The organism is Streptomyces sp. NPDC056738 (genome assembly GCF_042790435.1).
Classification (GTDB): domain Bacteria; phylum Actinomycetota; class Actinomycetes; order Streptomycetales; family Streptomycetaceae; genus Streptomyces.
This window is the reverse complement of sequence record NZ_JBHTZF010000008.1, coordinates 1-23,781: the sequence shown is the minus strand read 5'-3', so window position 1 is coordinate 23,781 and position 23,781 is coordinate 1. Positions and strand designations below refer to the sequence as shown.

Sequence of the window (23,781 nt, the reverse complement as noted above, 5' to 3'; positions counted from 1 at the left end):
GGTCGAAACCCGGACCCGACTGACTACAATTCTGTAGACGGTCTACTGAACTGTAGACGATGGCGGGGTGAGGATCGTTCCCATGAGCAGTGACAAGGACGAACGCCGGCCGGCGGGAGAGCTGGAGGCCGGTGTGATGGCGGCGCTCTGGGCCGCGGGCGTGCCGCTCACGCCGGGCCGCGTGCAGGCCGAGCTCGACTCCGGTCTGGCCCGTACGACCGTGACGACGATCCTGTCCCGGTTGCACGAGAAGGGGATCGTCGGCCGCGAGCGGCTGGGCCGGGGGTACGCGTACTTCCCCGTCCAGGACCCGCACGGGCTCACCGCGCGCCGCATGCACACCGAGCTCGACCGCGACGACGACCGGGAGACCGCGCTGGCCCGCTTCGTCGCCCAGCTCAGCCCCGACGACGAGCGGCTCCTGCGGGATCTGCTGGAGCCGGATCTCGGCGCCCGCCCGGAACCGGGTGAGGGATGATCCTTCTCCTGCTGGTGCCCCTGCTGGTCCCCTTCGCGCTGGGACCGCTGGCCCGGCGCTGCCTGGACCGGCTCACCCCGGTGGCCGCGCTGTGGTCGGTGACCCTCGCGCTCGTCGTGCTGGCCGGCGCCTCCGTGGCCTCGCTGGGCGCGCTCGTCCTGACAGGCCTGCTCAAGGTGCCCCTGTTCGCCGGCCTCGGTGACCTCGTCCACCCGTTGCGCACGGCCTCGGACCTCGTCGTCCTGCCCGCCGCCGCCGCGGCGACGGGTGTTCTCACCGTCGGCGCGTGGACCGTCGTCCGCTCGGCGCTGCGCCAGGTCCGCGCCTTCCGCGTCGCGCGCAGCCAGGCCGACCGCCGTCCCGCCGCCGGTGACCTGTGCGTCATCGAGTCGCCGCACCCCGACGCGTACGCGCTCCCGGGCCGGCCGCACCGCATCGTCGTCACCACCGCGATGCTGCGCAGCCTCGGCGCCGACGAGCGCGAGGTTCTCTTCGCCCACGAGCGGGCCCACAACGCGGGCGGTCACCACCGCTTCCTCGTCGTGGCCGAACTCGCGGCGCACTGCCACCCGGGCCTGCGCACGGTCCGCGCGACCGTCGCGCTCGCGGCGGAGCGCGCAGCGGACGAGGCCGCGGCCGCCGTCGTGGGGGACCGGCGGCTGACCGCCCGGGCCATCGCCCGGGCCGCCCTGGCCGTCGGCGAGGCCCGCTCCGCCCGCCCCGGCTTCGCCCCCGCGGCCACCACGGGCCCCGTGCCCCAGCGGGTCGCCGCCCTGCTCTCCACCCCCCGGCGCCACCCCCGGGCCGCCGCCTGGATCGCCCTCCTGCTCGCCGCCTGCGCCGCCGTCTCGGCCGGGGCGTCGGGGGCGGGTGTCGTCGCATTCCACCACCAGGTGGAGGTCGCGCAGGGCGAGGAGGCCCGCTGACGGGATTCCGTCCGCCCGTGGCGGGTCCCCGCGGCGCCGACGTCGATGTCGGATTCTCGCCAGCCCCGCCCTCCGGGGTGCCCGATGCTTGAGGCATGCAGAACGGGATGCACACGGACAGGGAACGCTGCGTGCGTGCCGTCCAGTCCAAGGACGCGCGTTTCGACGGATGGTTCTTCACCGCGGTGACGACGACGAGGATCTACTGCCGGCCGAGCTGCCCGGTCGTGCCGCCGAAGCCCCAGAACATGATCTTCCACCCGAGCGCCGCCGCCTGCCAGCAGGCCGGATTCCGGGCCTGCAAGCGATGCCGCCCGGACACCAGCCCCGGCTCACCCGAATGGAACCAGCGCGCCGACCTGGTGGCCCGCGCGATGCGGCTGATCGGGGACGGGGTCGTCGACCGCGACGGCGTACCGGGCCTGGCCGCCCGGCTCGGCTACAGCACCCGCCAGGTCGAGCGGCAGCTCCTCGCCGAACTCGGCGCGGGACCCCTGGCGCTCGCCCGTGCCCAGCGCGCCCAGACGGCCCGGCTGCTCATCGAGACCACACCGCTCCCGATGGCCGAGATCGCCTTCGCCGCCGGGTTCTCCTCCATCCGCACCTTCAACGACACGGTCCGCGAGGTCTTCGCGCTGTCCCCGAGCGAACTGCGCGCCCGGCTGCCCAGGAGCCGGGCCGGAGCCACCGCCGCGGCCCCGGGCACGCCGGGGGGCCTGAACCTCCGGCTCCCCTTCCGCGCCCCGCTCAACCCCGACAACCTCTTCGGGCACCTCGCGGCCACCGCCGTACCCGGGGTGGAGGAGTGGCGCGACGGCGCGTACCGCCGGACCCTGCGGCTGCCGTACGGGCACGGTGTCGTCGGTCTGACACCGATGCCGGACCACATCGCGTGCCGGCTGGCCCTCAGCGACCTGCGCGACCTGTCCGTCGCGATCAGCCGCTGCCGCCGCATGCTGGACCTGGACGCCGACCCGGTGGCGGTCGACGACCAGCTCCGCACGGATCCGCTGCTCGCGCCGCTCGTGGACAAGGCCCCCGGCCGCCGGGTGCCGCGCACGGTCGACGAGGCCGAGTTCGCCGTACGGGCGGTGCTGGGGCAGCAGGTCTCCACGGCCGCCGCGCGTACCCACGCCGCCCGCCTGGTGGCCGCGTACGGCGATCCGGTCGACGACCCCGAGGGCGGCCTCACCCACCTCTTCCCCTCGCCGGAGGCGCTCGCCTCGGTGGACCCCGAGTCGCTCGCGATGCCCCGCACCCGGCGCACCACCTTCACCACACTGGTGGGGCAGCTCGCCGACGGAACACTTCACCTGGGAGTGGAGAGCGACTGGGAGGAGGCGCGGGCCAGGCTTCTCGCGCTCCCCGGATTCGGCCCCTGGACCGCCGACGTGATCGCGATGCGCGCCCTCGGGGACCCGGACGCCTTCCTCCCCACCGACCTCGGAATCCGGCGTGCCGCGGGGGAGCTGGGGCTTCCGTCCACACCCGCCGCGCTGACGGCCCGCGCCGCGGCCTGGCGTCCCTGGCGGGCGTACGCGGTCCAGTACCTGTGGGCCACGGACAGCCACCCGATCAACTTCCTGCCGACGCCGACGGGCGCTCCGGACACCGCACGCGCCGCAAGCACGACACGCACGACAGCCACGACACGCAGCGCAGGCGCGACATCCGCCGCACGCACGACACGCACCGCACGCATCTCACGCACCGAGGACGCCCAGTGAAACGGCACACGGTCATCGACAGCCCCTACGACCCCCTCACCCTCGTCGCCGACGACGACGGCGTCCTGTGCGGCCTCCACATGGTCGGTCAGCGGCACCGTCCGCCGGAGGAGACCTTCGGTGAGCGCGACGACACCCTCTTCGGCGAGGTCACCGAGCAGCTCGACGCCTATTTCGAGGGCGAGTTGAAGGAGTTCACCGTCGAACTGTGCCTGATCGGGACGCCCTTCCAGCTCAGCGTGTGGGACCAACTGCGGAAGATCCCCTACGGCGAGACCAGGTCGTACGGCGAACTCGCCGAAGCCCTGGGCAACATGGGCGCCTCCCGCGCGGTCGGTCTCGCCAACGGCAGGAATCCGATCGGGATCATCGTGCCCTGCCACCGGGTGATCGGCGCGAGCGGCGGTCTCACCGGCTACGGCGGCGGCCTGGACCGCAAGCGGCAGCTCCTGGACTTCGAGAGCGGAGCGGCACTCTTCTGACCGCCGGCCGTCCCATGGCCGCCGCTGGGGGAAACTTGTTGGTAACAGGCCGCAACCCATGGGGAGTTGACAGAGTCTGAACAGCCATGAAGATCTCCTTTCTGCTCCACAACGCCTATGGGATCGGGGGCACGATCTCCACCACCTTCAATCTGGCCCGCGCGCTCGCCGCGCGGAACGAGGTGGAGATCGTCTCGGCCCTGCGGCACCGTGAGCGGCCGACGCTGTCCCTGGACCCCGCGGTCTCGCTGAGGTCGCTGGTGGATCTGCGGCAGGAGAAGGAGCATCCGGCGCACCTGAGACCCGCGAGGGTGTTCCCCCGCGCCGAGTACCGCTACCGGCAGTACAGCGAGTTGACCGACCAGCGGATCGGCGCGTATCTCGCGCAGACCGACGCCGACGTGGTGATCGGGACCAGACCGGGGCTCAACGTCCATCTGGCGCTCCAGACCCCGCGGCACGTCGCCCGCGTCGGCCAGGAACACCTCACCCTGGACAACCATCCGCCCCGGCTGCGTTCCGCCCTGCGCCGGGCCTACCGCCGGCTCGACACGCTCACCACGGTGACCGAGGCGGACGCCGCCGCCTACCGGCGCAAGGTGCGGATGCCCGGAGTCCGGGTGGAGGCGCTTCCCAACAGCGTGCCGGAATCCGTGCTGCCGCCCGCCGACGGATCCGCCAAGGTGATCATCGCGGCCGGCCGTCTGGTCCCGGTCAAACGGTACGACCTGATCGTCGAGGCCTTCGCCGGGGTCGCCGCCGAACATCCCGACTGGCGGCTGCGCATCTACGGCAGGGGCGACGAGCACGAGCCGCTGCGGCGGCTCATAGCGGACCTCGGCCTGTACGACAGGGTCCTCCTGATGGGCGCGGCCACCCCCATGGAGGCGGAGTGGGTCAAGGGTTCCATCGCGGTGGCGGCCTCCGACTACGAGGCGTTCGGCATGACCATCATCGAGGCGATGAGCTGCGGTCTGCCGGTCGTGAGCACCGACTGCCCGCACGGACCGGGCGAGATCATCGAGGACGGCGTCGACGGCCGACTCGTACCCGTCGGGGACCGCGACGCGCTCGGCGAGGCGCTGCGGGGACTCGTCCGCGACGACGAGTGGCGCCTGCGCGCGGGCCGTGCGGCCAGGAAGAACGCGCGCAGATTCGCCCCGGGCCCCGTCGTCACCCAGGCGGAACGCCTGTTCGCCGAGGCCGTGTCGGCGAGAAGGGCCGGCCGGCCGGTGCTGCGGGAACGCTCCGCCGCCCGCCGCGTCCTGGCCGGCCACGGCTTCGCGCTGCGCGACGTGGCGCACAGCGCCGCCGACGGAGTGCTGCGCACCCTGCGGAGGCAGCGATGACCACGGACACGGGGACGCCCCCGCACCTCGGCTGCTCCATCGGCACGGACGGCCGGATCACCTTCGACCTGCCACCCGGGTCGCCCGAAGGGCAGCGGCTGCTGCTGCGACTGCGCCCGAAGAAGGGACAGCCCGAAAAGGACCTCCACGTCCTCGACTTCGAGCCCGCCGGGGAGCGCCGGCGGGCGGTCCTCGACCCGCACCTCGTGCTCGCCGAGGGCCGCTGGGACGTGTACCTGCTTGGGGAACCGGGAGCCGAGCGGCAGCGTCCGCGCCCCGGCCCGCGCGATCTGCGGGCCCTCGTCGACGGACACCGTCGCCGCCGCCCGTCCCCGGTCTCCGTCCGGATCCCCTACGTCACCAAGGACGGCCACCTCGCGGTGCGCGCCTGGCTGCGCCCCGCCCACGCGGAGGCCGAGGCGGTCGACGTGACCGGGCGGTCGATGACGGTCAGGGCACGCCTGCACGGCGCCTCGCTCCAGGAGGGAGCCGTCGTGAGCCTGCGGCTGCGGGGTGCCGGTGCCACCGCCCGTACGGTGGAGCCGCGGGCCGAGGACGAGGGACGGAGCCTCTCCTTCACCGTCGACTACGCGGAGCTGGCGGCCGGGACACCGTCGGGGGCCGGGGTCTGGGACGTCTTCGTCCGCCCCGGGGCCGAGGCACCCCGGATACGCGTCGGCCGTCTCCTCGACGACCTCGCGGACCGCAAGGAGATCGTCGTCTACCCGCCCGCCGACGTCGGCGGTGCCGCCCTGCGCCCCTACTACACCGTCGACAACGACCTCTCCGTCGAGGTGAGCGCGAACGCGTGACCTGTATGGCGCACCGCGACCTTCCGCCCGGGTGACCCCGGTGGCGTGGCCCCGCGATCACTGATGTCTGTACGAAGGGGGAGCAGGCAGAAAGCGGGAGACCATGGAGCGGAAGCACAAGCGCCTCGCGACGCGCCGGGCCGCCGGGGTGGCGGGGGTTGCCTTCGCGCTCCTGACGGCCGCCGCGATCACGCTGGTGCGCGTCGCCCTGCCCGGCGGCGGGGACGACGTGACCCTCGACGCCGGACAGCGCAGCGGCGTCCGTACGGCGCTGGAACTGGTGCCGTTCGCCGGCATCGCCTTCCTGTGGTTCATGGGCGCCCTCCGCGAGCAGGGCGGCCGGGCCGAGGACCGGTTCGTCGCCACCGTGTTCCTGGGCAGCGGCGTCGTCTTCGTCGCCATGCTGTTCGGCGCCGCCGCGGCGGCCGGGACCGTGCTCGGTGAGGGCGGGCAGGACTCCACCTTCGGCAGCCACTTCGCGTACGCCCTGCTGACCACGTACGCCATGCGCATGGCGGCGGTGTTCATCATCGCGACCTCGACCATCGGCCGCCGTCTGGGCGCCCTCCCGCGCCCCCTCGTCGTCATCGGCTACCTCGCGGGGCTGACCCTGCTCGTGGCGGGATCGGGCGTGCCCTGGTCCGAGATGGTCTTCCCGGCCTGGGCGCTGCTCCTCAGCCTGAACATCCTGCGGGGCCGGCCTCCCGCCGCCGTACGCGAGGACGCGCCCGCCTGACCCCGCGCACGCCCGCCCGACCTCCCGGGCACGCCCGTCTGCCCCCGGGCGCGCCCGCCACTGCGGTCGGCCCCGGTCGCGGCGCTCACTCGAACGGTCTTGCCCTCGTCGCGGCTTCCCCTCCTCCCGCCGACAGTGGTCGCAGGAGGGTTGAACGGGCCATTGGAGAGGACCGATCCCGTGGTAAGGATTGCCGTCGATCTGAACCGGTGTCAGGGGTACGCGCAGTGCGCGTTCCTCGCCCCCGAGATCTTCGCCATGCACGGCCGGGAGGCCCTGCTGTACGACCCGGACGCCGACGACGCGCACCGCGAGAAGCTGGACCGGGCCGCCGCGGCCTGCCCCGTCCAGGCCGTGCTCGTCGACGCCGTCGAACCCGGAACGGTGGAACCCGGTGACGCGGGGACCGACGGCACGCAACGCGCCGCGGACGGGCCGGCCGAGGCGGTGTCCGGTGCCCGGTGACAGCTCGCTGGAACGGCTCAAGCGCGACGGCCGCATCGTCGTCGTCGGCGCCTCGCTGGCCGGTCTGCGGGCCGCCGAAGCCCTGCGGGACAAGGGCTTCGCCGGGTCCCTGACGCTGATCGGCGACGAGCCCTGCGAACCGTACGACCGGCCCCCGCTGTCCAAGCAGGTGCTGCTCGGCCGTGCGAGCGCCGAGGGCACCGCGCTGCCCAGGCTCCGGGCCGTCGACGCGACCTGGCGGCTCGGCACCCCGGCCACCGGACTGGACATGGCGGCCCGGCGGGTGCGCCTGGCCGACGGCGACGAGGTGCCGTACGACCGGCTGCTGATCGCCACCGGCACCCGGGCGCGACCGTGGCCGCACGAGGACGAGGCGGACCTGGACGGCGTCTTCGTGCTGCGCGGCCGGGACGACAGCGCCGCCCTCGCGCGACGGCTGGAGGCGGGGCCCCGGCGGGTGCTGGTCATCGGGGCCGGATTCACCGGCTCGGAGATCGCCTCCGCCTGCCGCGAACGCGGCATCCCCGTCACCGTCGCCGAACGCGGTTCCGGTCCGCTGGTCGGCGCGCTGGGCGGGGTGGTCGGCGCGGTCGCCGCCGAGATGCACCGCGAGCACGGGGTGGACCTGCGGTGCGGGGTCATGGTGACCCGCCTGGAGGGCGACGCCTCGGGACGGGTGCGCGCCGCGCACCTGTCCGACGGGTCCACCGTCGAGGCCGACGTGGTGATCGTCTCGCTCGGCGCCCTCCGCAACACCGAGTGGCTCGCCGGGTCCGGACTCGGCGCCGGACCCCGCGGCATCGCCTGCGACGCCGGCTGCCGCGCCTTCGACATCCGCGGCATCGTCACCGACGACATCTACGCGGCCGGCGACGTCGCGCGCAGCCCGCACGCCCTGTTCGGCTACCAGTTCCTCTCCCTGGAGCACTGGGGCAACGCCGTCTCGCAGGCCCGGATCGCGGCGCACAACATGCTCAGCGAGAGCAGCGACCGGCTGCCCCACATGGAGGTGCCGGCGTTCTGGTCCTCGCAGTTCGGGATCAACATCAAATCTGTCGGGATCCCCTCGATGGGCACGGAGATCCTCATCGCCCAGGGCTCACTGGCGGACCACCGGTTCCTCGGCGTCTACGGATACCAGGGGCGCGTCATCGGCGCCGTCGCCTTCGACCACGGCCGGTGGCTGCCGTTCTACCAGGAGCTGATCGAGACCACCGCGCCGTTCCCGCCGGCGTTCGCCACGGTCGACCGGCGCCCGGACGGACAGCGGCCGATGGACGCGGACTTCCCCGACCCCTCGGTCCCCACCCACGGCCCCACCGTGACCCTCAGCGGATACTCGCCCGCCGACCGCCGGCTGACGTTCACCCCGGCGCACTGACCGCACGGCCACGAGGACTCTAGGACCCGCCATGACGCCATCGCTGCTGCACCAGATCCTGGACTACGCCAACCGGGCCGACCCGTACCCGATCTACAAGGAGCTGCGGAAGACGCCGGTCCACCACGAGGCCGACGGGCCGTACGTGGTCAGCACGTACTACGAGATCCGCAGCCTGCTGCACGATCCCCGGATCAGCTCCGACGCCCGCAACCTGGCCGCCAACGCGGCCGACCCGCTGGCCTCCGGGGCGCCCCCGGAGGAGAGCACCCTCCCGCCGGGCTTCCTGCGGCTCGACCCGCCGGAGCACGACCGGCTGCGGCGGATGACGAACCGTCCCTTCGGCCCGCCGCACTCGCCCCACCGGGTCGACGGGATGCGCGGAGAACTCCACGACATCGTCACCGGACTCATCGACGGCATCGGCGACCCGGAACGGATCGACCTGGTCGAGCAGTTCTCGTATCCGTTCCCGGTGACGGTGATCTGCCGGCTCCTCGGCGTGCCGCGCGAGGACGAGGCGCGCTTCCACGTCTGGGCGGACACCCTCGCCGCGAGCCTGGACCCCGACCCGGACGCCGGTACCGCCCAGCGGGGCGAGGACACGCAGGACGCCCGGATGCAGCTCGGCATGTACCTGGCCGGTCTGATCGAGGAGCGCCGCAAGAACCCCGGCGAGGACATGCTCTCCCAACTGGCCACGGCCGAGGGGGAGGACGGTCCCATGACGACGATGGAACTGCTCAGCACCGCCGCGCTGCTGCTCATCGCCGGCCACGAGACCACGGTCAACCTGATCACCAACGGGATGCTGACCCTGCTGCGCAATCCCGACGTGCTCCAGCGGCTGCGCGCCGATCCGCGGCTGGCGGTGCCCGTCGTCGAGGAACTGCTGCGCTTCGAACCGCCCGTGCAACTGGTGCCGCAGCGCACCGCCCTCGCCGACATCGAGGTCCGCGGTGTCACCATCCCCAAGGGCGCCCCCATCTGGCTGGTCCTGGCGTCGGGCAACCGCGACCCCCAGCGCTTCGCGGACCCGGACCGCTTCGACCCGGACCGCAAGGACATCCAGCACCTCGGCCTCGGCAGCGGCATCCACAGCTGCTTCGGCGCGCCGCTGGCCCGGCTGGAGACCCAGTTCGCCCTGTCGGAACTGGCCCGGAGACTGGAGAACCCCCGCCTCCTGGAAGAGGTCCCCCCGTACCGCCGGAACGCCGTACTGCGCGGCCCGCGCCACCTCCCCATCGCCTGCGACGGGATCCGCCCGTAGGGAAGGATCCCGTCGCAGGGAACGCGACGGCCTGACGCGGACTAGCCGCGGTCGCCCCGGCCCAGGGTGTCCTCCAGCCAGTCGAAGACCACCTCGCAGTGCTGCTGCGGAGCCATCGGCGAACAGTGCAGTTGGGCACCGGTGGCCGCCCGCATCAGCCGGAACTCCTTCCGGGTGCGCAGCAGATCGAAGAACTCGCGCGGCTGACCCGGGTAGAAGACCTCGTCGTCGTAGTCGAGGACCAGAGTGGGGCACTTGATGCGGCCCACGATCCGGGTGATGTCGAGTGCCATGATCCGCTGGGCCGGTGTCCAGAAGTCGGTGAAGAGCCGGCCCCGGCGGGCGGCGAGCATCGCCGGGATCGAGAAGGGCTCGATCCGCTTCTCGAGGACGAACCGCTCGGACGGCGACAGTCCGGGGGCGACCTCCTCGTTCCAGATGCGGTTGGTCTCCGCCTTGTCCGGCGTCACGATGTCCCGAAGCTCCGGCGGGAAGCCGAGCCACGGGGCGAGGCAGCCCGGCAGCGCGGCCAGGGCGGCGATCCGGTGCTCGAAGGCCGCGGCGCGCGGTGCGAGGTCACCGCCCATGGAGAGGCCCGTCAGCGCGATCCGACGCGCGTCGACGTCCCCGCGGCGCTCCAGCCAGTCCACGAGCGGCGAGACCACCTGCTCCCAGCGAGGGCTGAAGACGAGTTGGTCGACGAAGAGCAACTGGCCCTGACCCGGACCGTCGTAGACGAGCGCGTTCCAGCCGCGGGCGAGCGCGGCGGAGACCCCGTAGGTCCACATGTCGACGTTCGGGCCGTCGCTCCCGTTCGTGAGGATGACCGTCGGCCGGGGCCTTCCCGAGTCGTCGGGGCGGAAGAACCAGACGGGGATCGAGATCCCGCCCTGGTACGGGACCTGGGCGGTGATCGCCGCCGGCGTGCACAGCCGTGCGAACGTGTCCCAGGAGCGGCGCCCCGCCAGATAGATCTTCTTCTCGTCACCCGGGGTCTCCGAGCCGAGCACGAAGAACAGGGCCTGCCCGTAGTACTGGGCGGCGCGCAGCGACTGGGCGCGGCGCGTCTGCTCGTGGGGCGAGGGGGTGGCCGTCAGCCGGTCGCCCCAGCGGCGGAACTCCGCGGTGTAGGTCTGCTCGCTCGCCCCGGCGGCGTTGATGGCGTTGACGGCGGTCAGCACCTCGCCGACCTCGGCCGCGCCGAACCCGGCGCCCCCGAGCGCGAGCAGCGCGTTGAAGTTGAGCCCCGGGTCCGCGAACAACTGCATGGCGCCGGGCGTCGGCGACGCGTCGGGTGCGTGGGCCGGGGCCGGACGGTGGGCGTCACGCTGCGTCGCGAACGCCGGTGCCGAGTTCGCCGGGGCGGCGGACGCAGCGGACAGTGCGACTGCCCCCGCCCCTGCCGCGAGCCCGGCGAGAGCACCCCGCCGGGTGAGCGTCTGCGCATGGTCTGTGTACGCGTTCGTCATGAGACCGAACGTAGGAGCAGGCCTTGCCACCACCCGGCCCGCCGCTCCCGGCGGTCCTTCGAACGGACCCTTGGCGAGCGGCCGCGCGTGGCTATCGGTTCGCCGCGTGCAGCCCCCGCAGCAGCTCCGGCAGAGCGGTGCCGATCGGTTCGCGGATCACCTCGTCGGCGCGTTCGTCGTACGGGGTCGGCTCGGCGTTGACGATGACGAGCCGGGCTCCGTGATCGGCGGCCACGTCGGCGAGGCCCGCCGCCGGATGGACCTGGAGGCTGCTGCCGACGGCGATGAACACCTGGCAGGCCTTCGCGATGGCGGCGGCCTGGCCGAGGACGACGGGGTCGAGCCGTTCACCGAACATGACGGTCGCCGGCTTGAGGATCCCGCCGCACGCGCGGCAGTCCGGGTCGTCCTCCCCGGCGTCGACCCGGGCGAGGGCGTCCTCCATGGGCCCGCGCGCGTGGCACTCGGTGCACACGACACTCCTCGCGGTGCCGTGCAGTTCGAGCACCTTGCGCTCGGGCATGCCGGCGAGCTGGTGCAGCCCGTCCACGTTCTGGGTGAGCACCCGCACGGGGACCCCGGCCCGCTCCAGTTCGGCCACCGCCCGGTGCGCGGCATTGGGCTCGGCCCCCAGGGCACCGCTCTCCCGCCGCATCAGCCACGCCCGGCGCCTGATTTCCGGATCACCCATGTAGTACTCGTACGTGACGAGCTTCTCGGCCTCGGGATCCTTGCGCCACAGCCCCTCTGGCCCGCGATAGTCGGGGATCCCGGAGTCGGTGGAGATACCCGCCCCACTGAGGACGGCGACGAGTGGCCTGTTCATGGGCATGAAGGTACGGCGCCCGCCTGCCCGGAGCGACCGGATATCCGGGGGCGACAGAGAGTCGCGGATGGGGACCGGGAGGAGGAACATCGGAGGCACGGAGACAAAAGGGTGGTTATGGGGACGCCGTCTATGCATTTCAGCGAGAGTCCGGAGGATCCGTTCGCCCTCGGGCACGCCGCCTCGGCCGTGCTCGACGATCACGGCACCGTGGTCGGCTGGAGCGCGCGTGCGCAGGAGCTGCTGGGCTACCCGGCCAAGGAAGTGATCGGACGGGCGTGGCGGGACCTCCTCGTCGACGCCCGCGACCTGCCCGTGGCGCGGTCCGTCGTCGTGGACGCCATGAGGGCGGGGGGCTGGTTCGGAGTCGTGCCCGTCCTGCACCGTGACGGACGGCGCGTGGAGATGGGCTTCCGGGCCCGCGCGATCGCCCGCGACGCAGACCGCCAGGAGTGGTTCCTGGTCGGTGCCCCCGCCGCGGAGGTCGTCGCCTGGCAGCGGGACCGCGCCCTGCTGGACGGCCTGTACCACCGGTCCCCGATCGGTCTGGCCATCCACGGCCCGGACCGGAAGGTGATCCGGGTCAACCGTGCGATCGAGAAGGCGAGCGGCATCACGGCCGAGGCGCCGGTGGGCCGCAGTTCCGGTGAGTTCCTGGTCGACGAGGACGCGGGTCCGGCCGAGGAACGGGTGCGCCACGTCCTGGAGACCGGCGAACCGCTGATCTTCACCGAGCAGTCGGCGCGCACACGCCATGCTCCCGGGAAGGAACGGATGGTGTCCGTCTCCGCGTTCCGGATGGAGGACTCCTCGGGCCGGGTTCTCGGCGTGGCGGAGACGATCGAGGACGTGACCCAGCGCTACCGCGCCCGCCGCAGACTCACCCTCCTGAACGAGGCGAGCGCCCGGATCGGCACCTCGCTGGACGTGACGCAGACCGCCTGGGAACTCGCCGAGGTGGCCGCCTCCGGTCTGGCCGACCACTGCTCGGTGGACCTCCTGAAACCGGTGACACTGGGTGACGAACTGCCCTCGGACATGGCGGGGGCGCTCCTGCGGGTGGCCCTTTCACCGCCGGAACCACGGGTCCCGTTCCAGGTGGGCGAGGTGGTCCCGCTCCTTCCGGGGTCTCCGCAGGAGCGGTGCCTCGCCGAGCGCCGTCCGATCCTCGAACGGCTGCTGTCGCTGCGCCCCGAGTGGTACGCCATGGACCGGCGGCGGATCGAGGTCGCCCTGGGGCTCGGCGTCCACTCCCTGATCGCGGTGCCCCTGATGGCACGCGGCCTGGTCCTCGGCGTGGTGAGCCTGTGGCGAGTGCGCCATGCGGAGCCCTTCGAGGACGACGACGCCGCGGTGGCCCACGAGTTCTCCTCGCGCGCGGCCGTCTGCATCGACAACGCGCGCCGCTTCACCCAGCAGCAGAGCGCCGCCCTGACGCTGCAGCGCAGTCTGCTGCCGGGCACGGTGTCCGACCTGCCGGCCGTCGAGGTGGCCCACCGGTACCTGCCGGCGAGCGGTGAACCGGGCATCGGCGGCGACTGGTTCGACGTCATCCCGTTGTCGGGGGCCCGGGTCGCCCTCGTCGTGGGAGACGTGGTCGGCCACGGAATCCACGCCGCGGCCTCGATGGGGCGCCTGCGCGCCGCCGTGCGCACCCTGGCCAGCCTCGACCTGGAACCGGACGAGGTGGTGGCCCGGCTGGACGATCTGGTCAGTCTGCTGGCCGCCGAGATGGAGGCGAACACCGAGGGCAACGAGTCGGCGATCGAGCAGGTGCTCGGGGCCACCTGCGTCTACGCGGTCTACGATCCGGTCTCCCGGCACTGCTCCCTGGCACGCGCCGGCCACCCGGCCCCCTTGGTGTCCATGCCGGACGGCCGGGTGTCCGTGCTCGACCTGCCCGCGGGGCCGCCCCTCGGCCTGGGCGGGCTGCCGTTCGAGATGTACGACCTCGACCTCCCCGAGGGCAGCGTGCTCACGCTGTACACCGACGGCCTCCTGGAGGCGCGCGACGGCGACATCGACGCCGCACTGGAGAAGCTGGGGGAATGCCTGACCCCCTGCGCCGATCCGCTGGAGCGCACCTGCGACGAGGTGGTCGAGGCGCTGCTCCCCACGGACCGCCGCCCCACCGACGACATCGCCCTGCTCATGGCCCGTACCCGGGTGCTGCCGCCGGAGAACGTCGCCACCTGGCACCTGCCTCTGGAGGCCACCGCCGCCGCCCGCGCCAGGGAGCTGGCTACGGCGAAGCTGGCCGAATGGGGGCTGTCGGACCTGGCCTTCACCACCGAGCTGGTCGCCAGCGAGCTCGTCACCAACGCCTACCGGTACGCGGACGGCCCCGTCACCCTGCGCCTCATCCGTGCCCAGTGCCTGATCTGCGAGGTGTCCGACACCAGCCACACGTCCCCGCATCTCCGAAGGGCCCTCAGCACGGACGAGGGCGGACGCGGCCTCTTCCTGGTCGCGCAGCTCACGGAGCGCTGGGGCACCCGCTACACCCACGACGGCAAGACGGTCTGGACGGAACAGCCCCTGCCCCCGTCCTGACCGCGCGACCAGGGAAGGCGGCCGTTCCGGTCAGGAACCCGACAGGACATGTCAGGAACCCGACAGGACGTCCCCGAGCATCGGGTCCTCGCCGGACCGGCCGACGCCCGCCGACGCCGGGCCGAAGCTCACCGCGCCGGTGGTCGTGACGCCGGAGGTGGAGCCGCGCAGCACCCACACGGCGCCGTCGTCGCTGTTCTCTCCGGCCGCCCCCACCGACAGGTCCGCGCGCCCGTCCCGGTTGTGGTCGGCGAGGTGGACGGCGTCGCCGAACCCGTCCGACGACTCGTTCGAGCCCGGCACACCCGAGGTGCCCTGGTTGAAGGACTGGGCCCGGGTCGCCGTCAGGCCCGAGGAACCTCCGCGCAGCACCCAGACGTTGCCGACGCCGGCCGCCGAGCCGATGGACTCGTTGTCCGCGCCGACGGCGAGGTCCGGGTAGCCGTCGCCGTTGACGTCGCCCGCCGCGAGCGAGGCTCCGAACCAGTCGTCGGACTCGTCCGAGCCCGGCACGCCCGGCGTGTCCTGGCTGAAGACGGCGCTGCGCGTGGTGTCGACGCCTGCCGTGCCGCCGTAGAAGACGGTGGCGTAGCCGCCCTTCGCGGGCGGGTTCACGATGCCGACGAAGTCGGTGCCGACGACCAGGTCGTCGTGTCCGTCCCGGTCGAAGTCGGCCACGGCGAACGCGCTCGTGTACCCCGGGCCCGCCTCGGTCTGGAAGACGGGCCCGGTCGAGGTGCCCCGGTAGACGAAGTTGCCGGAGGCGGAACCCACCACGACGTCGTCCGTGCCGTCGTCGTCGAAGTCCCCGGCGGCCAGTTGTACGGCGCCGTCGGGATACGCGCCGGACTCGATCCCCGCGTCGAAGCGCACCTTGCCGGCCGCGCCGCCCGCCTTGGTGAAGCCGCCCTTGAAGATCCACACGTCCTTGCCGGTGGATCCGACCGCGAGATCGGCCTTGCCGTCGCCGGTGAAGTCGCCGACCGCGAGGGACTGGCCGAACCGGTCGTGGCCCGAGGGGTTCGGGTCGCTGACCGTCGTGCCGCCCGACAGGCCGGACGAGCCGCCCCACAGGATCGTGACCGAGCCGCCGTCGACGTCGCCGCCGACGTCCTCCAGCGGTGTGCCCACCACGAGATCGCCGTAGCCGTCGCGGTTGAGGTCGCCGTGGGCGAGCTCGGTGCCGAAGCGGTCGGAGGTCTCGGAGTCGCCCGGCACGCCGGAGGAGCTCTGCGACGTCGTCTTGTGGCGGGCTGCGCTGATACCGGCGGCCGAGCCGTAGTCGACCACGACGGCGCCCGCCTTCGCCTTCCCGTTCGCGACGGCGCCCGGCGCGCCGGTCGCCAGGTCCCGGTAGCCGTCACCGTTGAAGTCGTCGGCGAGGCCCGACGGGGCGGCGCTCGCGGCGTCGGGCAGGGTGACGAGCAGACCACCGGCCAGGGCGGCCGTGACGACGGCGACGCCGAGGACGACGGAACGCGGGGAACGCTTGTGATGCGAGCGGGACATGAGTTCCTCTCCGTGACATGTGTACGGTCCGAAGACTCCCGGTGAATCCGAAGGGTTGTACGGGACCGGTGAGGTCCTGGACCGGACGGTCGGCACACGTGACGACGCATCAGGCCGCGTCCTGTGGAGTGAAGTTGGCCTTACGGAGAGGACGTTGGCCGCGCCCGGCGGACCGGACGGCGGGAAGCCTGGTCCCTCGTACCCCCGGCGCCGGCGGCGCGGGTTGCGCCGTGAGGGTGGGGATCACGCGTCCACCCGGAGGGATTTCGAGGACCCGTGCGCGGGCCGCGCGGCAACGGCGGATCCCGTGGGTACGCTCGCGCCCCGAGCCGTCCCTCCGAACGCGTGCAGGAGAAGACCCATCACCGAGCCGAAGTCCGAGGAGCCCGGGCCCGCTTCGGGCGAGCGGTCCGGCGAGGCCGAGTCCCCGCCGGGCAACCAGCCCACGGAGGCCGAGCAGCTCAGGAACATGCTGGTCCAGCCCGCCTACCGGAAGGCGCTGGTGTTCTGCGCCGTGATCGGCGTCCCGGTCTCGCTCGCCGCGTTCTGGTTCCTGGTGCTCCTCCACGAGCTGGAACACCTGATGTGGGAGCAGTGGCCGCACGATCTCGGGTGGTCGGATCCGCCGTGGTGGTGGCCGCTTCCCCCGATGCTCCTGGCGGGCATCCTGGTGGGCCTGATCGTGCTGTGGTTTCCGGGCCGGGGCGGACACATCCCGGCCTCGGGACTCCACGCCGGCGGGACGACGACATCCGCTCTGCCGGGCGTCGCGCTCGCCGCGCTGGCCAGCCTTCCGCTGGGAGCCGTGCTCGGCCCCGAGTCGCCGCTGATCGCCCTCGGCGGAGGCCTGGCGCTGCTGTTCCGAGATCTCGTACGGGCTCCCGCGACCCAGGCGGGCACGGCCCTGCTCGGTGCGGCGGGCGCCGCGGCGGCCATCTCGGCGATCTTCGGCAGTCCCCTGGTCGCCGCCGTGCTGCTCATGGAGGTCGCCGGGGTGGGCGGACCGCAGTTGTTCGCGGTGATGCTGCCCGCCCTGCTGGCCAGCGGAGTCGGGGCCATCGTGTTCACCGGGTTCGGCAGTTGGACCGGACTGTCGACCGGCAGCCTCAGGGTCGGGATCCCCGCGCCCTCGACCCTGGACACCGGGGACGTGGTCTGGTCGGTGCTCATGGCGTTCGTCATCGGGATCGGCGTCCACTGGGTGATCATGGGCGGCCGGTACGCGGCCCGCGCCGTGTCCGCCCACACGATGCGGACCACGGTGCTGTGCGCGCTCGGCGCCGGCGGCTGCGCGGCGCTCTACGCCGCCCTCACCGGACGTTCACCGGCCGACGTGGCCCTGTCCGGCCAGGCCACCCTCTCCCAGCTCGCCGCCCACCCGCACGCGTGGTCGGTGGGCAGCCTCGTGGCCGTGGTGCTGCTCAAGTCCGTCGCGTACGCGCTGTGTCTGGGCACCCTCAGGGGCGGTCCGGTGTTTCCCGCGCTGTTCCTCGGCGGCGCGACGGGCGCCCTGCTGGCACCGCTCCCGGGGTTCGGCGTGGCGCCGGCGATGGCGGCGGGCATGGCCGCCGCGTCCGCCGCCGCGCTCAGGCTGCCGGTGAGCTGCGTCGTGCTGGTCGTACTCCTCGTGGGCAACTCGGGAACGGTGCCGGTGATCGTGCTCGCCGCCGTGGTGTCCTTCGTGACCGTCGAACTGCTTCCGCAGGGTCCGGACATCCCGCCGTTCAGGGCCGCAGCGCGTCGAGGGCCTCGTCCAGCGTCGTCGCGGCCATGATGAGGGAGAGATGGGTGAAGGCCTGCGGGAAGTTGCCCAGTTGCTCCCCGCTCGGGCCGATCTCCTCGGCGAACAGGCCGACGTGGTTGGCGTACGTCTGCATCTTCTCGAAGGTGTAGCGGGCCTGGGGGAGCCGTCCCGCGCGGGCGAGCGCGTCGACGTACAGGAACGTGCAGAGGCTGAACGTCCCCTCGGAGCCGCGCAGTCCGTCCGGGGAGGCCTGCGGGTCGTAGCGGTAGACGAGGCTGTCGGAGACGAGGACGCGCTCCATGGCGTCCAGGGTGCGCAGCCAGCCGGGGCTCCGCGCGAAGACGAAGCCGACGCGGGGCGCCAGCAGCAGGGAGGCGTCCAGGACGTCGCCGCCGTAGTGCTGGACCATCGCCTGATGGGTGTCGTCCCAGCCCCGCGCCATGACCTGTTCGAAGATGTCGTCCCGCGCCTTCGTCCAGAGGGCGGTGTCGGCCGGCCGGCTGAACTCCGCGGCCAGCTTCAGGCCCCGGTCGAACGCGGCCCAGCACATGACGCGGCTGTAGGTGAAGTCCTTGCGCCCGCCCCGGGTCTCCCAGATGCCCTCGTCCGGGCGGTCCCAGGAGTGCGCGAGCCAGTCGAGGATGCCGCTCAGCGCCTTCCAGCCGTGGTATCCGCCCTGTTCCCCCACCGCCCGGCCCTCGGCCAGCGCGTAGAGGGCCTCGCCGTAGATGTCGAGCTGCAACTGGCCGGCGGCCCCGTTCCCGGCGCGTACCGGGTACGACCCCCGGTAGCCCTCGAAGTGCTCCAGGATCTCCTCCGTCAGATGCGGGTCGCCGTCGACCCGGTACATGATCTGCAGCGGCTCGTCCTCCGGTCCCTCGCGCTCCTGGAGGCGCTCGCCCAGCCAGCGGGTGAAGTGCGCCGCCTCCTCCATGAAACCGAGGTCGAGCAGCGCCCGCACCGACAGCGAGCCGTCCCGCACCCACGTGTACCGGTAGTCCCAGTTGCGCTCACCGCCGATCTGCTCGGGCAGCCCCATGGTCGCGGCGGCGACCGGCGCCCCGGTGGGCGCGTACGTCAGGAGCTTGAGGGTGATCGCGGAGCGGTGCACCATCTCCGTCCAGCGGCCTCGGTAGTTGGACGTGCGGACCCACTTCTGCCAGAAGTCGACGTTGTTCCAGAGGTCCTCGGTGATCCCGTCGACGGTGGGCGGCGGCGGGGCCTCGCCGCCCGGCCGGCACACCGTGAACACGACGGCGGCCGTCTCGCCGTTGTGCAGGGTGATGCCGCCCCGGACGTCGTCGCCGTCGCGTTCGAGCGGGATGTTGCCCTGGAGGTGCGCGGTCGCCACCGGGGACCTGAAGGCCGCCGTGAGGGAGGTGAGGTCGAGTTCGTGGCCCGCCCGCGCGTAGTCGAACCGCGGCCGGCACTCGAGACCGAAGCGCACGGTCCCGCGGACCGAACGGACCACGCGCACCAGACTGTGCCGGTCGGTCGGCGTCGGGCCCGGGAGGACCGGCATGTAGTCGATGACCTCGCCCACGCCGTCCGGTGACATGAAGCGGGTCACCACGACGGCGGTGTCCGGGTAGTAGAGCTGCTTCCAGGTTCCCCCGGGGTTTTCGGGGGCGAGACGGAAGTATCCGCCGCCGTCGTGGTCCAGCAGCGCGGCGAAGACGCTGGGGGAGTCGAAGCGCGGTGCCGCGAACCAGTCGATCACGCCCTGGGACGACACCAGAGCCGCGGTCTGCAGGTCCCCGACCAGGCCGTGGTCGGCGATGGGCGGATAGCGATCCATGCGGGTCTCCTTGTCGGAGGGAAGCGCCGGAAGGGGCGGAAGCCTGGAAGGGACGGAAGCGCTGGAAGGGGTGGAAGGGCGGAAGGGTGGAAGGGCGGAAGGGGCGGAAGGGGGGGGAAGCGCTGGAAGAGGTGGAAGGGGTGGAAGGGGTGAAAGCGCTGGAAGCGCTGGACGGGGTGAAAGGGTCGGGTGGCGCGCGTCGGGCGGCGGGCAGCGGTCAGCGTGGGACCGGGGCACGGCGGGGCGCGCGTGGCAGAGCCGCGAGTGCCCGCCGGGGGCCGGGGCGTCAGGCCGCTTCGGCCTTTACGCGCCCCGAACGCACCGCGTCCACGAGCGCCTGGTGGTCCTTCTCGTTCTGGTCCGCGTACGCCTCCGCGAAGGAGACGAGCGCGCGGTCGAAGACGTCGCCCCCGCCCAGGTAGGAGGCGATGGCGATCCGGTCGCCGGACCTCGCGTGCGCGCGGGCCAGCGTGGCCCCGCACAGCTCGCCGAAGGCCCGCATGCCCGCCGGCACCATGAGCTCGGGTTCGGCGATGCCCTTCCAGTCGCGCAACTGCCGTACGTAGAAGTCCCGTCGGCGGCCGTCGATGCCCTCGGCCCGCTCCCAGCCCAGGAAGATGTCACTGGTGGCCTGCATGAGCCGCTGACCGGCGACCACACGCTCGCCCTGGGTCCGGTACTCGCTCGCGCCGGCGTACGGGGCGAGCACCGACTCGTCCGCCTCCTTGGCCTGGAGCAGCAACGGATCGGAGTCGTCCCGGCCGAGCATGAGGATGATCCAGCAACGCGTGCCCACACTGCCGACCCCGACCACCTTGCGGGCCGCGTCGGCGAACCGGTACTGCTCCAGCAGGAACCGCCGGTCCGAGGGCAGGCTCCGGCCGTAGCTGCCGATCAGCCGGCGGAGTTGCTTCTCCAGCCCGCCGCGCTGGACGTCGGTGAGCAGGTCCTGCAGCGGCACGATCAGCGGGGGATCCGCGGCGATCAGCGCCTGGCCGTCGACTATGTGCGTGAGCTTGTTGAACGCCTGGAGGCTGTCGCGGCTGCGCGCCTTGTCGGTCGTCTTCTTCCAGCGGTCGCGGCCCCGAGAGCCCAGCTCTCCGGCGATGTGGGTCCGCACCCAGTCCTCGTCGAAATGCGTGTACCAGACGGGGAGATTGCCGAGCCCGGCGAAACGCCTCATCCACTCGCGGTACGACCGCACGGTCGTCCGGACGATGTCGGCCCGCTCCTTGCGGCTGAAGCCGTTCGCCCGGGCCGCGATGACGAGGCTGGAGGACAGCCGCTTGACGTCCCACTCCCAGGGGCCGGGCAGCGTCTCGTCGAAGTCGTTGATGTCGAACATCATGCGGCGCTCCGGCGAGGCCAGCAGCCGGAAGTTCAGCATGTGCGCGTCCCCGCACAGTTGCGCCCTGATCCCGGACCGGGGGGTGCCGGCGAGGTCCGCGGCCATGATGGCGGCGGCTCCGCGGTAGAAGCGGAACGGTGACTCGGTCATCCTGCCGTAGCGGATCGGTACGAGCTCGGGCACCCGGGTCGCGGACTGCGCCTCCACGATGTCCACCGGGTCGGGCCGCTTCGGCGAGGGCGTGAAGTCGGCGTGGCTGGAGCGCGGCACGGCGGACCGGGCGGCCTTGCCGAGCGCGGCACGCTCCGCCGGGGTGTGGTGCGAGTGACGGCTGCCGGCCGGATGCTTGGGGGTCATGGGGGACGCTCCGCGTGTGGTCGCCGACGCGGCTGGCGCCGGTTGGCGCCCGGCGGTCGACTCCGCCGGTCACCGTCCTCGGATCGTGGTCCGGGCCCGCCCGTGGAGGGGGCTTCCGGCCTGGATCACCAAGGTAGCTCTGGGCGATATGTCCGGCGAGTCGACCTAATCGGGCGAGCCCAGACGGCGGGCCACGGCGGGTTCCCGGGCGATGACGGCGCCCACGGTGATGCCCGCGGAGATGACGACGCACAGTCCGATCAGCCAGGACAGCACGGTGAAGACGGCGCCCAGCGATCCGTAGCGCTCCAGGCTGTTGTTGAGCGCCTTGGGCACGTACAGCTTGGCGATCACCGACAGCACGGTGAGGGCCACGCCGGTCAGGAGCGCCCCGGGCAGCAGCGGCAGCCAGGGGAGTCGCCCCGCGAGCAGCAGATGCTGGGTCCACCACCAGACACCGACCTCGGTGACCAGGAGCAGCGGGATGCCGAGCCAGGACCCCGCCCCGAATCCGGTGCGCAGCGGTCCTTGCAGCGCGATGACGACGAGCATGGTCACGATCCACACGAACCAGCGCCAGACGGCCAGGCGCGCGCTCGCGGCCGGCAGCCGCCAGGCGCGCTGGCAGAGCCGCTGCATCGCCCTGCTGCACGCGGTGGCGGAGAGCAGCACCATCAGCAGGCTGACCGCCCCGACACTCTGGCGCAGGCCTGAGGAGCGCGCCCCGGACACCTTCCGCAGTTCCTCTTCGGCGGCGCCGGTGATGCCGAGGATGTCCCGCACCGAGCCGACGATCTCGTCGCGCACCGGCGCGGGGGCGAACGAGGCGACCGCGAAGAGCAGCGGAACCGCGGTCAGGAACGCCTGCGCGGCGAGCCGTGTCGCGGAGTCCAGCAGGTTCACCGCGCCGATGTGCGAGACGAGGCGGGTGATCACCGGGAACCGTCTCTCGGCGCCTGCGCGCAGTCCCAGCAGCCGGGCCTTCAGCGCAGCGACGCGCCCGCGCGGGCGGCTTCGGCCGCCGCCGTTCGAGCCGGGTTCCTCGTCCGCGCGCATGCCGCTCCCCGTGTCGCCCCGGCCGGGCCCCCGCGGGTGGCCGCGCTCTCAGGGTGCCGTCCGGCCGGGCCGCGAGCCCCGCGGCACGGGCGGCGTTGGGCCGTACGGGGAGGGTGCCGTCCGGTCCGACGGGCAGGTGCCGGGCCGCGCCGTGCCGGGCGGGGGACCGGATTTGTGGACGTGCATGGGGAAGGTGACGATGGGGGCATGCGCGACACCGCGGCGCTCGGCCGGGCGGGACCAGGCGGGGGCGGCGATGGTCCTTGACCTGCTGCTCATCGCTCTGGCGATCACCCTCGACCCCCTGCCGATCACCGGATTCGTGCTGGTGCTCTCCGCGGACCGGGGGATCTGGAAGGGCCTCGCCTTCATCCTGACCTGGCTCGCCTCCTTCGTCGCGATCATCGCCGCCGTCCTGCTCATGACCGGCGGCGAGCCACCGCCCCCGAGGTCCGCGCCGTCCACGGCCGCGCTCGCCGGCAAACTGGCCATCGGCGTGGGACTCGTGCTCTACGCGGAGCGGCGGCGGCGCAACCTCGGCAAGCGGCCGACGTCCTCCGGCTTCATGTCCCGGATCGAACACATCTCCCCCTGGACGGCGGCCGGCCTCGCGCTGCTGCTCCAGCCGTGGGGGATGATCGCGGCCGGGGCCTCCACCGTCGTGGACGCGAACCTCAACCACGCGGCGTCGTACGCGGCCCTGATGGGCTACGTCCTGCTGGCCAGTTCCAGCCTGCTCACGATGGAGCTCTACGCGACGTTCGCCCCACGGACGGCCCACATCCGCCTCGGGAGACTGCGTGCCTGGATGGAACGGCACCAGGACCAGGCGCTGGTGTCGCTGTTCCTGTTCCTGGGACTGTGGCTGGTCGGCAAGAGCATCTACCAGCTCACCGCGTGAGGTGCCGTACCGAAATGCGGCCGCTTCCGACCGATGCTGCAATGGCATGGATCAGGGGCAGGGTAAAACCATGACCACGCAGGGGTGAAGCCGTGAGCGAAGATGAATTCGTCGAGATGGGACCGATCGACTATATCGTCGTGGAGTTTCCCGGTAATCGAATGACGGGTGAGGGACTTCCGATCCTGGTGGACCTGGTCGACCGCGGCATCATTCGGATTCTCGACCTTCTGTTCGTGAGAAAGGACGAGGACGGTTCCGTGGTCGGCATGGAGGTCGCCGACTTCGACGGCGACGGAGCCCTCGACCTCGCCGTGTTCGAGGGCGTGTCCTCCGGCCTGCTCGGCGAGGACGACATCGCGGAGGCCGGGAACGCGCTGGAGCCCGGGAACTCCGCCGGGATCCTGGTCTACGAGAACGTGTGGGCGGCGCCCTTCGCCGCCGCGCTGCGACGCGGCGGAGCCCAGATGGTCGCCTCCGGACGCATCCCGGTGCCGGCCGTGCTGGCCGCGCTCGAGGAGACGGACGCCTGAGACCGGGCGGCCGGTCCTCGCGCCCGAGAGCCGTCGGCGGCCCCGCACCTCGGTGCGGGGC

The 23,781-nt window shown here is 72.7% G+C and carries 19 protein-coding genes and 1 pseudogene; 14 read left to right on the top strand and 6 right to left on the bottom strand.

What is annotated here, in order from left to right:
* Nucleotides 1-82: 82 nt before the first annotated feature.
* The 10 genes and pseudogenes from ACFRIC_RS21720 (at nucleotide 83) to ACFRIC_RS21675 (ending at nucleotide 9,626) form a co-directional block, all read left to right on the top strand.
* Nucleotides 83-478, top strand: coding sequence for a BlaI/MecI/CopY family transcriptional regulator (locus tag ACFRIC_RS21720; RefSeq protein WP_382788106.1), 396 nt, complete (start codon nucleotides 83-85; stop codon nucleotides 476-478).
* A complete protein-coding gene (locus ACFRIC_RS21715; protein ID WP_382788104.1) occupies nucleotides 475-1,404 on the top strand; it encodes a M48 family metalloprotease in 930 nt (309 codons plus the stop codon). The genes ACFRIC_RS21720 and ACFRIC_RS21715 overlap by 4 nt, the downstream gene beginning before the upstream one ends.
* Nucleotides 1,405-1,499: 95 nt before the next feature.
* Nucleotides 1,500-2,993 (top strand): annotated as a pseudogene (locus ACFRIC_RS21710) (AlkA N-terminal domain-containing protein); the annotation flags it as partial.
* A 134-nt stretch (nucleotides 2,994-3,127) separates the two neighbouring features.
* Entirely contained in the window at nucleotides 3,128-3,613 is a 486-nt protein-coding gene (locus ACFRIC_RS21705; protein ID WP_382788102.1) for a methylated-DNA--[protein]-cysteine S-methyltransferase, read from the top strand.
* An 86-nt stretch (nucleotides 3,614-3,699) separates the two neighbouring features.
* Nucleotides 3,700-4,962, top strand: coding sequence for a glycosyltransferase family 4 protein (locus ACFRIC_RS21700; RefSeq protein WP_382788100.1), 1,263 nt, complete (start codon nucleotides 3,700-3,702; stop codon nucleotides 4,960-4,962).
* On the top strand, nucleotides 4,959-5,774 hold the full coding sequence (locus ACFRIC_RS21695) for a hypothetical protein (protein WP_382788098.1): 816 nt from the start codon (nucleotides 4,959-4,961) through the stop codon (nucleotides 5,772-5,774). The genes ACFRIC_RS21700 and ACFRIC_RS21695 overlap by 4 nt, the downstream gene beginning before the upstream one ends.
* Nucleotides 5,775-5,877: 103 nt before the next feature.
* Nucleotides 5,878-6,510: a hypothetical protein gene (locus ACFRIC_RS21690; protein WP_382788096.1), complete on the top strand. Its 633-nt coding sequence runs from the start codon at nucleotides 5,878-5,880 to the stop codon at nucleotides 6,508-6,510.
* Nucleotides 6,511-6,690: 180 nt separating this feature from the next.
* A complete protein-coding gene (locus ACFRIC_RS21685; protein ID WP_382788094.1) occupies nucleotides 6,691-6,975 on the top strand; it encodes a ferredoxin in 285 nt (94 codons plus the stop codon).
* Nucleotides 6,965-8,356, top strand: coding sequence for an NAD(P)/FAD-dependent oxidoreductase (locus ACFRIC_RS21680; RefSeq protein ID WP_382788092.1), 1,392 nt, complete (start codon nucleotides 6,965-6,967; stop codon nucleotides 8,354-8,356). The genes ACFRIC_RS21685 and ACFRIC_RS21680 overlap by 11 nt, the downstream gene beginning before the upstream one ends.
* Before the next feature lie 31 nt (nucleotides 8,357-8,387).
* The gene (locus tag ACFRIC_RS21675) at nucleotides 8,388-9,626 is read left to right on the top strand and encodes a cytochrome P450 (protein ID WP_382788090.1); all 1,239 of its coding nucleotides are present in this window, start codon (nucleotides 8,388-8,390) and stop codon (nucleotides 9,624-9,626) included.
* A 41-nt stretch (nucleotides 9,627-9,667) separates the two neighbouring features.
* On the opposite strand, the gene ACFRIC_RS21670 is transcribed toward ACFRIC_RS21675, so the two are convergent.
* Both ACFRIC_RS21670 and ACFRIC_RS21665 read right to left on the bottom strand, forming a co-directional pair.
* Nucleotides 9,668-11,095 (bottom strand): alpha/beta hydrolase family protein, encoded by a 1,428-nt coding sequence (locus ACFRIC_RS21670; RefSeq protein ID WP_382788088.1) that lies wholly within the window; start codon nucleotides 11,093-11,095, stop codon nucleotides 9,668-9,670.
* A gap of 91 nt (nucleotides 11,096-11,186) precedes the next feature.
* Nucleotides 11,187-11,921 carry an NAD-dependent deacetylase gene (locus ACFRIC_RS21665; RefSeq protein ID WP_382788085.1) on the bottom strand — a complete coding sequence of 245 codons (735 nt, stop codon included), beginning with the start codon at nucleotides 11,919-11,921 and terminating at the stop codon, nucleotides 11,187-11,189.
* A 132-nt stretch (nucleotides 11,922-12,053) separates the two neighbouring features.
* Between ACFRIC_RS21665 and ACFRIC_RS21660 the strand changes: the two genes are divergently transcribed.
* Entirely contained in the window at nucleotides 12,054-14,474 is a 2,421-nt protein-coding gene (locus tag ACFRIC_RS21660) for a SpoIIE family protein phosphatase (RefSeq protein ID WP_382788083.1), read from the top strand.
* Nucleotides 14,475-14,525: 51 nt separating this feature from the next.
* Here ACFRIC_RS21660 and ACFRIC_RS21655 read toward each other — a convergent pair whose 3' ends face one another.
* Nucleotides 14,526-15,983: an FG-GAP-like repeat-containing protein gene (locus tag ACFRIC_RS21655; RefSeq protein WP_382788081.1), complete on the bottom strand. Its 1,458-nt coding sequence runs from the start codon at nucleotides 15,981-15,983 to the stop codon at nucleotides 14,526-14,528.
* A 469-nt stretch (nucleotides 15,984-16,452) separates the two neighbouring features.
* On the opposite strand from ACFRIC_RS21655, the gene ACFRIC_RS21650 reads away from it, so the two are divergent.
* The gene (locus tag ACFRIC_RS21650) at nucleotides 16,453-17,757 is read left to right on the top strand and encodes a chloride channel protein (RefSeq protein WP_382788739.1); all 1,305 of its coding nucleotides are present in this window, start codon (nucleotides 16,453-16,455) and stop codon (nucleotides 17,755-17,757) included.
* On the opposite strand, the gene ACFRIC_RS21645 is transcribed toward ACFRIC_RS21650, so the two are convergent.
* The 3 genes from ACFRIC_RS21645 to ACFRIC_RS21635 all read right to left on the bottom strand — a co-directional run bounded on the left by ACFRIC_RS21645 (nucleotide 17,708) and on the right by ACFRIC_RS21635 (nucleotide 22,286).
* Nucleotides 17,708-19,525, bottom strand: a complete 1,818-nt coding sequence (locus ACFRIC_RS21645; RefSeq protein WP_382788079.1) for a glycoside hydrolase family 15 protein — start codon at nucleotides 19,523-19,525, stop codon at nucleotides 17,708-17,710. The two genes, ACFRIC_RS21650 and ACFRIC_RS21645, sit on opposite strands and share 50 nt — an antisense overlap.
* A 286-nt stretch (nucleotides 19,526-19,811) precedes the next feature.
* Complete coding sequence (locus ACFRIC_RS21640; protein WP_382788077.1) at nucleotides 19,812-21,230, bottom strand: DUF2252 domain-containing protein; 1,419 nt, start codon at nucleotides 21,228-21,230, stop codon at nucleotides 19,812-19,814.
* Nucleotides 21,231-21,395: 165 nt separating this feature from the next.
* Nucleotides 21,396-22,286, bottom strand: a complete 891-nt coding sequence (locus tag ACFRIC_RS21635) for a YhjD/YihY/BrkB family envelope integrity protein (protein WP_382788075.1) — start codon at nucleotides 22,284-22,286, stop codon at nucleotides 21,396-21,398.
* Between the two features lie 256 nt (nucleotides 22,287-22,542).
* Between ACFRIC_RS21635 and ACFRIC_RS21630 the strand changes: the two genes are divergently transcribed.
* The gene (locus ACFRIC_RS21630) at nucleotides 22,543-23,187 is read left to right on the top strand and encodes a GAP family protein (protein WP_382788737.1); all 645 of its coding nucleotides are present in this window, start codon (nucleotides 22,543-22,545) and stop codon (nucleotides 23,185-23,187) included.
* Between the two features lie 116 nt (nucleotides 23,188-23,303).
* Complete coding sequence (locus tag ACFRIC_RS21625) at nucleotides 23,304-23,720, top strand: DUF6325 family protein (protein ID WP_382788735.1); 417 nt, start codon at nucleotides 23,304-23,306, stop codon at nucleotides 23,718-23,720.
* The last annotated feature ends 61 nt before the right edge of the window (nucleotides 23,721-23,781 follow it).

Bases quoted from the DNA above. Each gene is read 5' to 3' on its own strand.
- ACFRIC_RS21655 (WP_382788081.1), bottom strand. From the start codon at position 15,983: ATGTCCCGCTCGCATCACAAGCGTTCCCCGCGTTCCGTCGTCCTCGGC.
- ACFRIC_RS21695 (WP_382788098.1), top strand. From the start codon at position 4,959: ATGACCACGGACACGGGGACGCCCCCGCACCTCGGCTGCTCCATCGGC.
- ACFRIC_RS21715 (WP_382788104.1), top strand. From the start codon at position 475: ATGATCCTTCTCCTGCTGGTGCCCCTGCTGGTCCCCTTCGCGCTGGGA.
- ACFRIC_RS21635 (WP_382788075.1), bottom strand. From the start codon at position 22,286: ATGCGCGCGGACGAGGAACCCGGCTCGAACGGCGGCGGCCGAAGCCGC.
- ACFRIC_RS21630 (WP_382788737.1), top strand. From the start codon at position 22,543: ATGGTCCTTGACCTGCTGCTCATCGCTCTGGCGATCACCCTCGACCCC.
- ACFRIC_RS21720 (WP_382788106.1), top strand. From the start codon at position 83: ATGAGCAGTGACAAGGACGAACGCCGGCCGGCGGGAGAGCTGGAGGCC.
- ACFRIC_RS21690 (WP_382788096.1), top strand. From the start codon at position 5,878: ATGGAGCGGAAGCACAAGCGCCTCGCGACGCGCCGGGCCGCCGGGGTG.
- ACFRIC_RS21650 (WP_382788739.1), top strand. From the start codon at position 16,453: ATGCTGGTCCAGCCCGCCTACCGGAAGGCGCTGGTGTTCTGCGCCGTG.
- ACFRIC_RS21700 (WP_382788100.1), top strand. From the start codon at position 3,700: ATGAAGATCTCCTTTCTGCTCCACAACGCCTATGGGATCGGGGGCACG.
- ACFRIC_RS21645 (WP_382788079.1), bottom strand. From the start codon at position 19,525: ATGGATCGCTATCCGCCCATCGCCGACCACGGCCTGGTCGGGGACCTG.
- ACFRIC_RS21670 (WP_382788088.1), bottom strand. From the start codon at position 11,095: ATGACGAACGCGTACACAGACCATGCGCAGACGCTCACCCGGCGGGGT.
- ACFRIC_RS21625 (WP_382788735.1), top strand. From the start codon at position 23,304: ATGGGACCGATCGACTATATCGTCGTGGAGTTTCCCGGTAATCGAATG.
- ACFRIC_RS21665 (WP_382788085.1), bottom strand. From the start codon at position 11,921: ATGAACAGGCCACTCGTCGCCGTCCTCAGTGGGGCGGGTATCTCCACC.
- ACFRIC_RS21660 (WP_382788083.1), top strand. From the start codon at position 12,054: ATGCATTTCAGCGAGAGTCCGGAGGATCCGTTCGCCCTCGGGCACGCC.
- ACFRIC_RS21675 (WP_382788090.1), top strand. From the start codon at position 8,388: ATGACGCCATCGCTGCTGCACCAGATCCTGGACTACGCCAACCGGGCC.
- ACFRIC_RS21640 (WP_382788077.1), bottom strand. From the start codon at position 21,230: ATGACCCCCAAGCATCCGGCCGGCAGCCGTCACTCGCACCACACCCCG.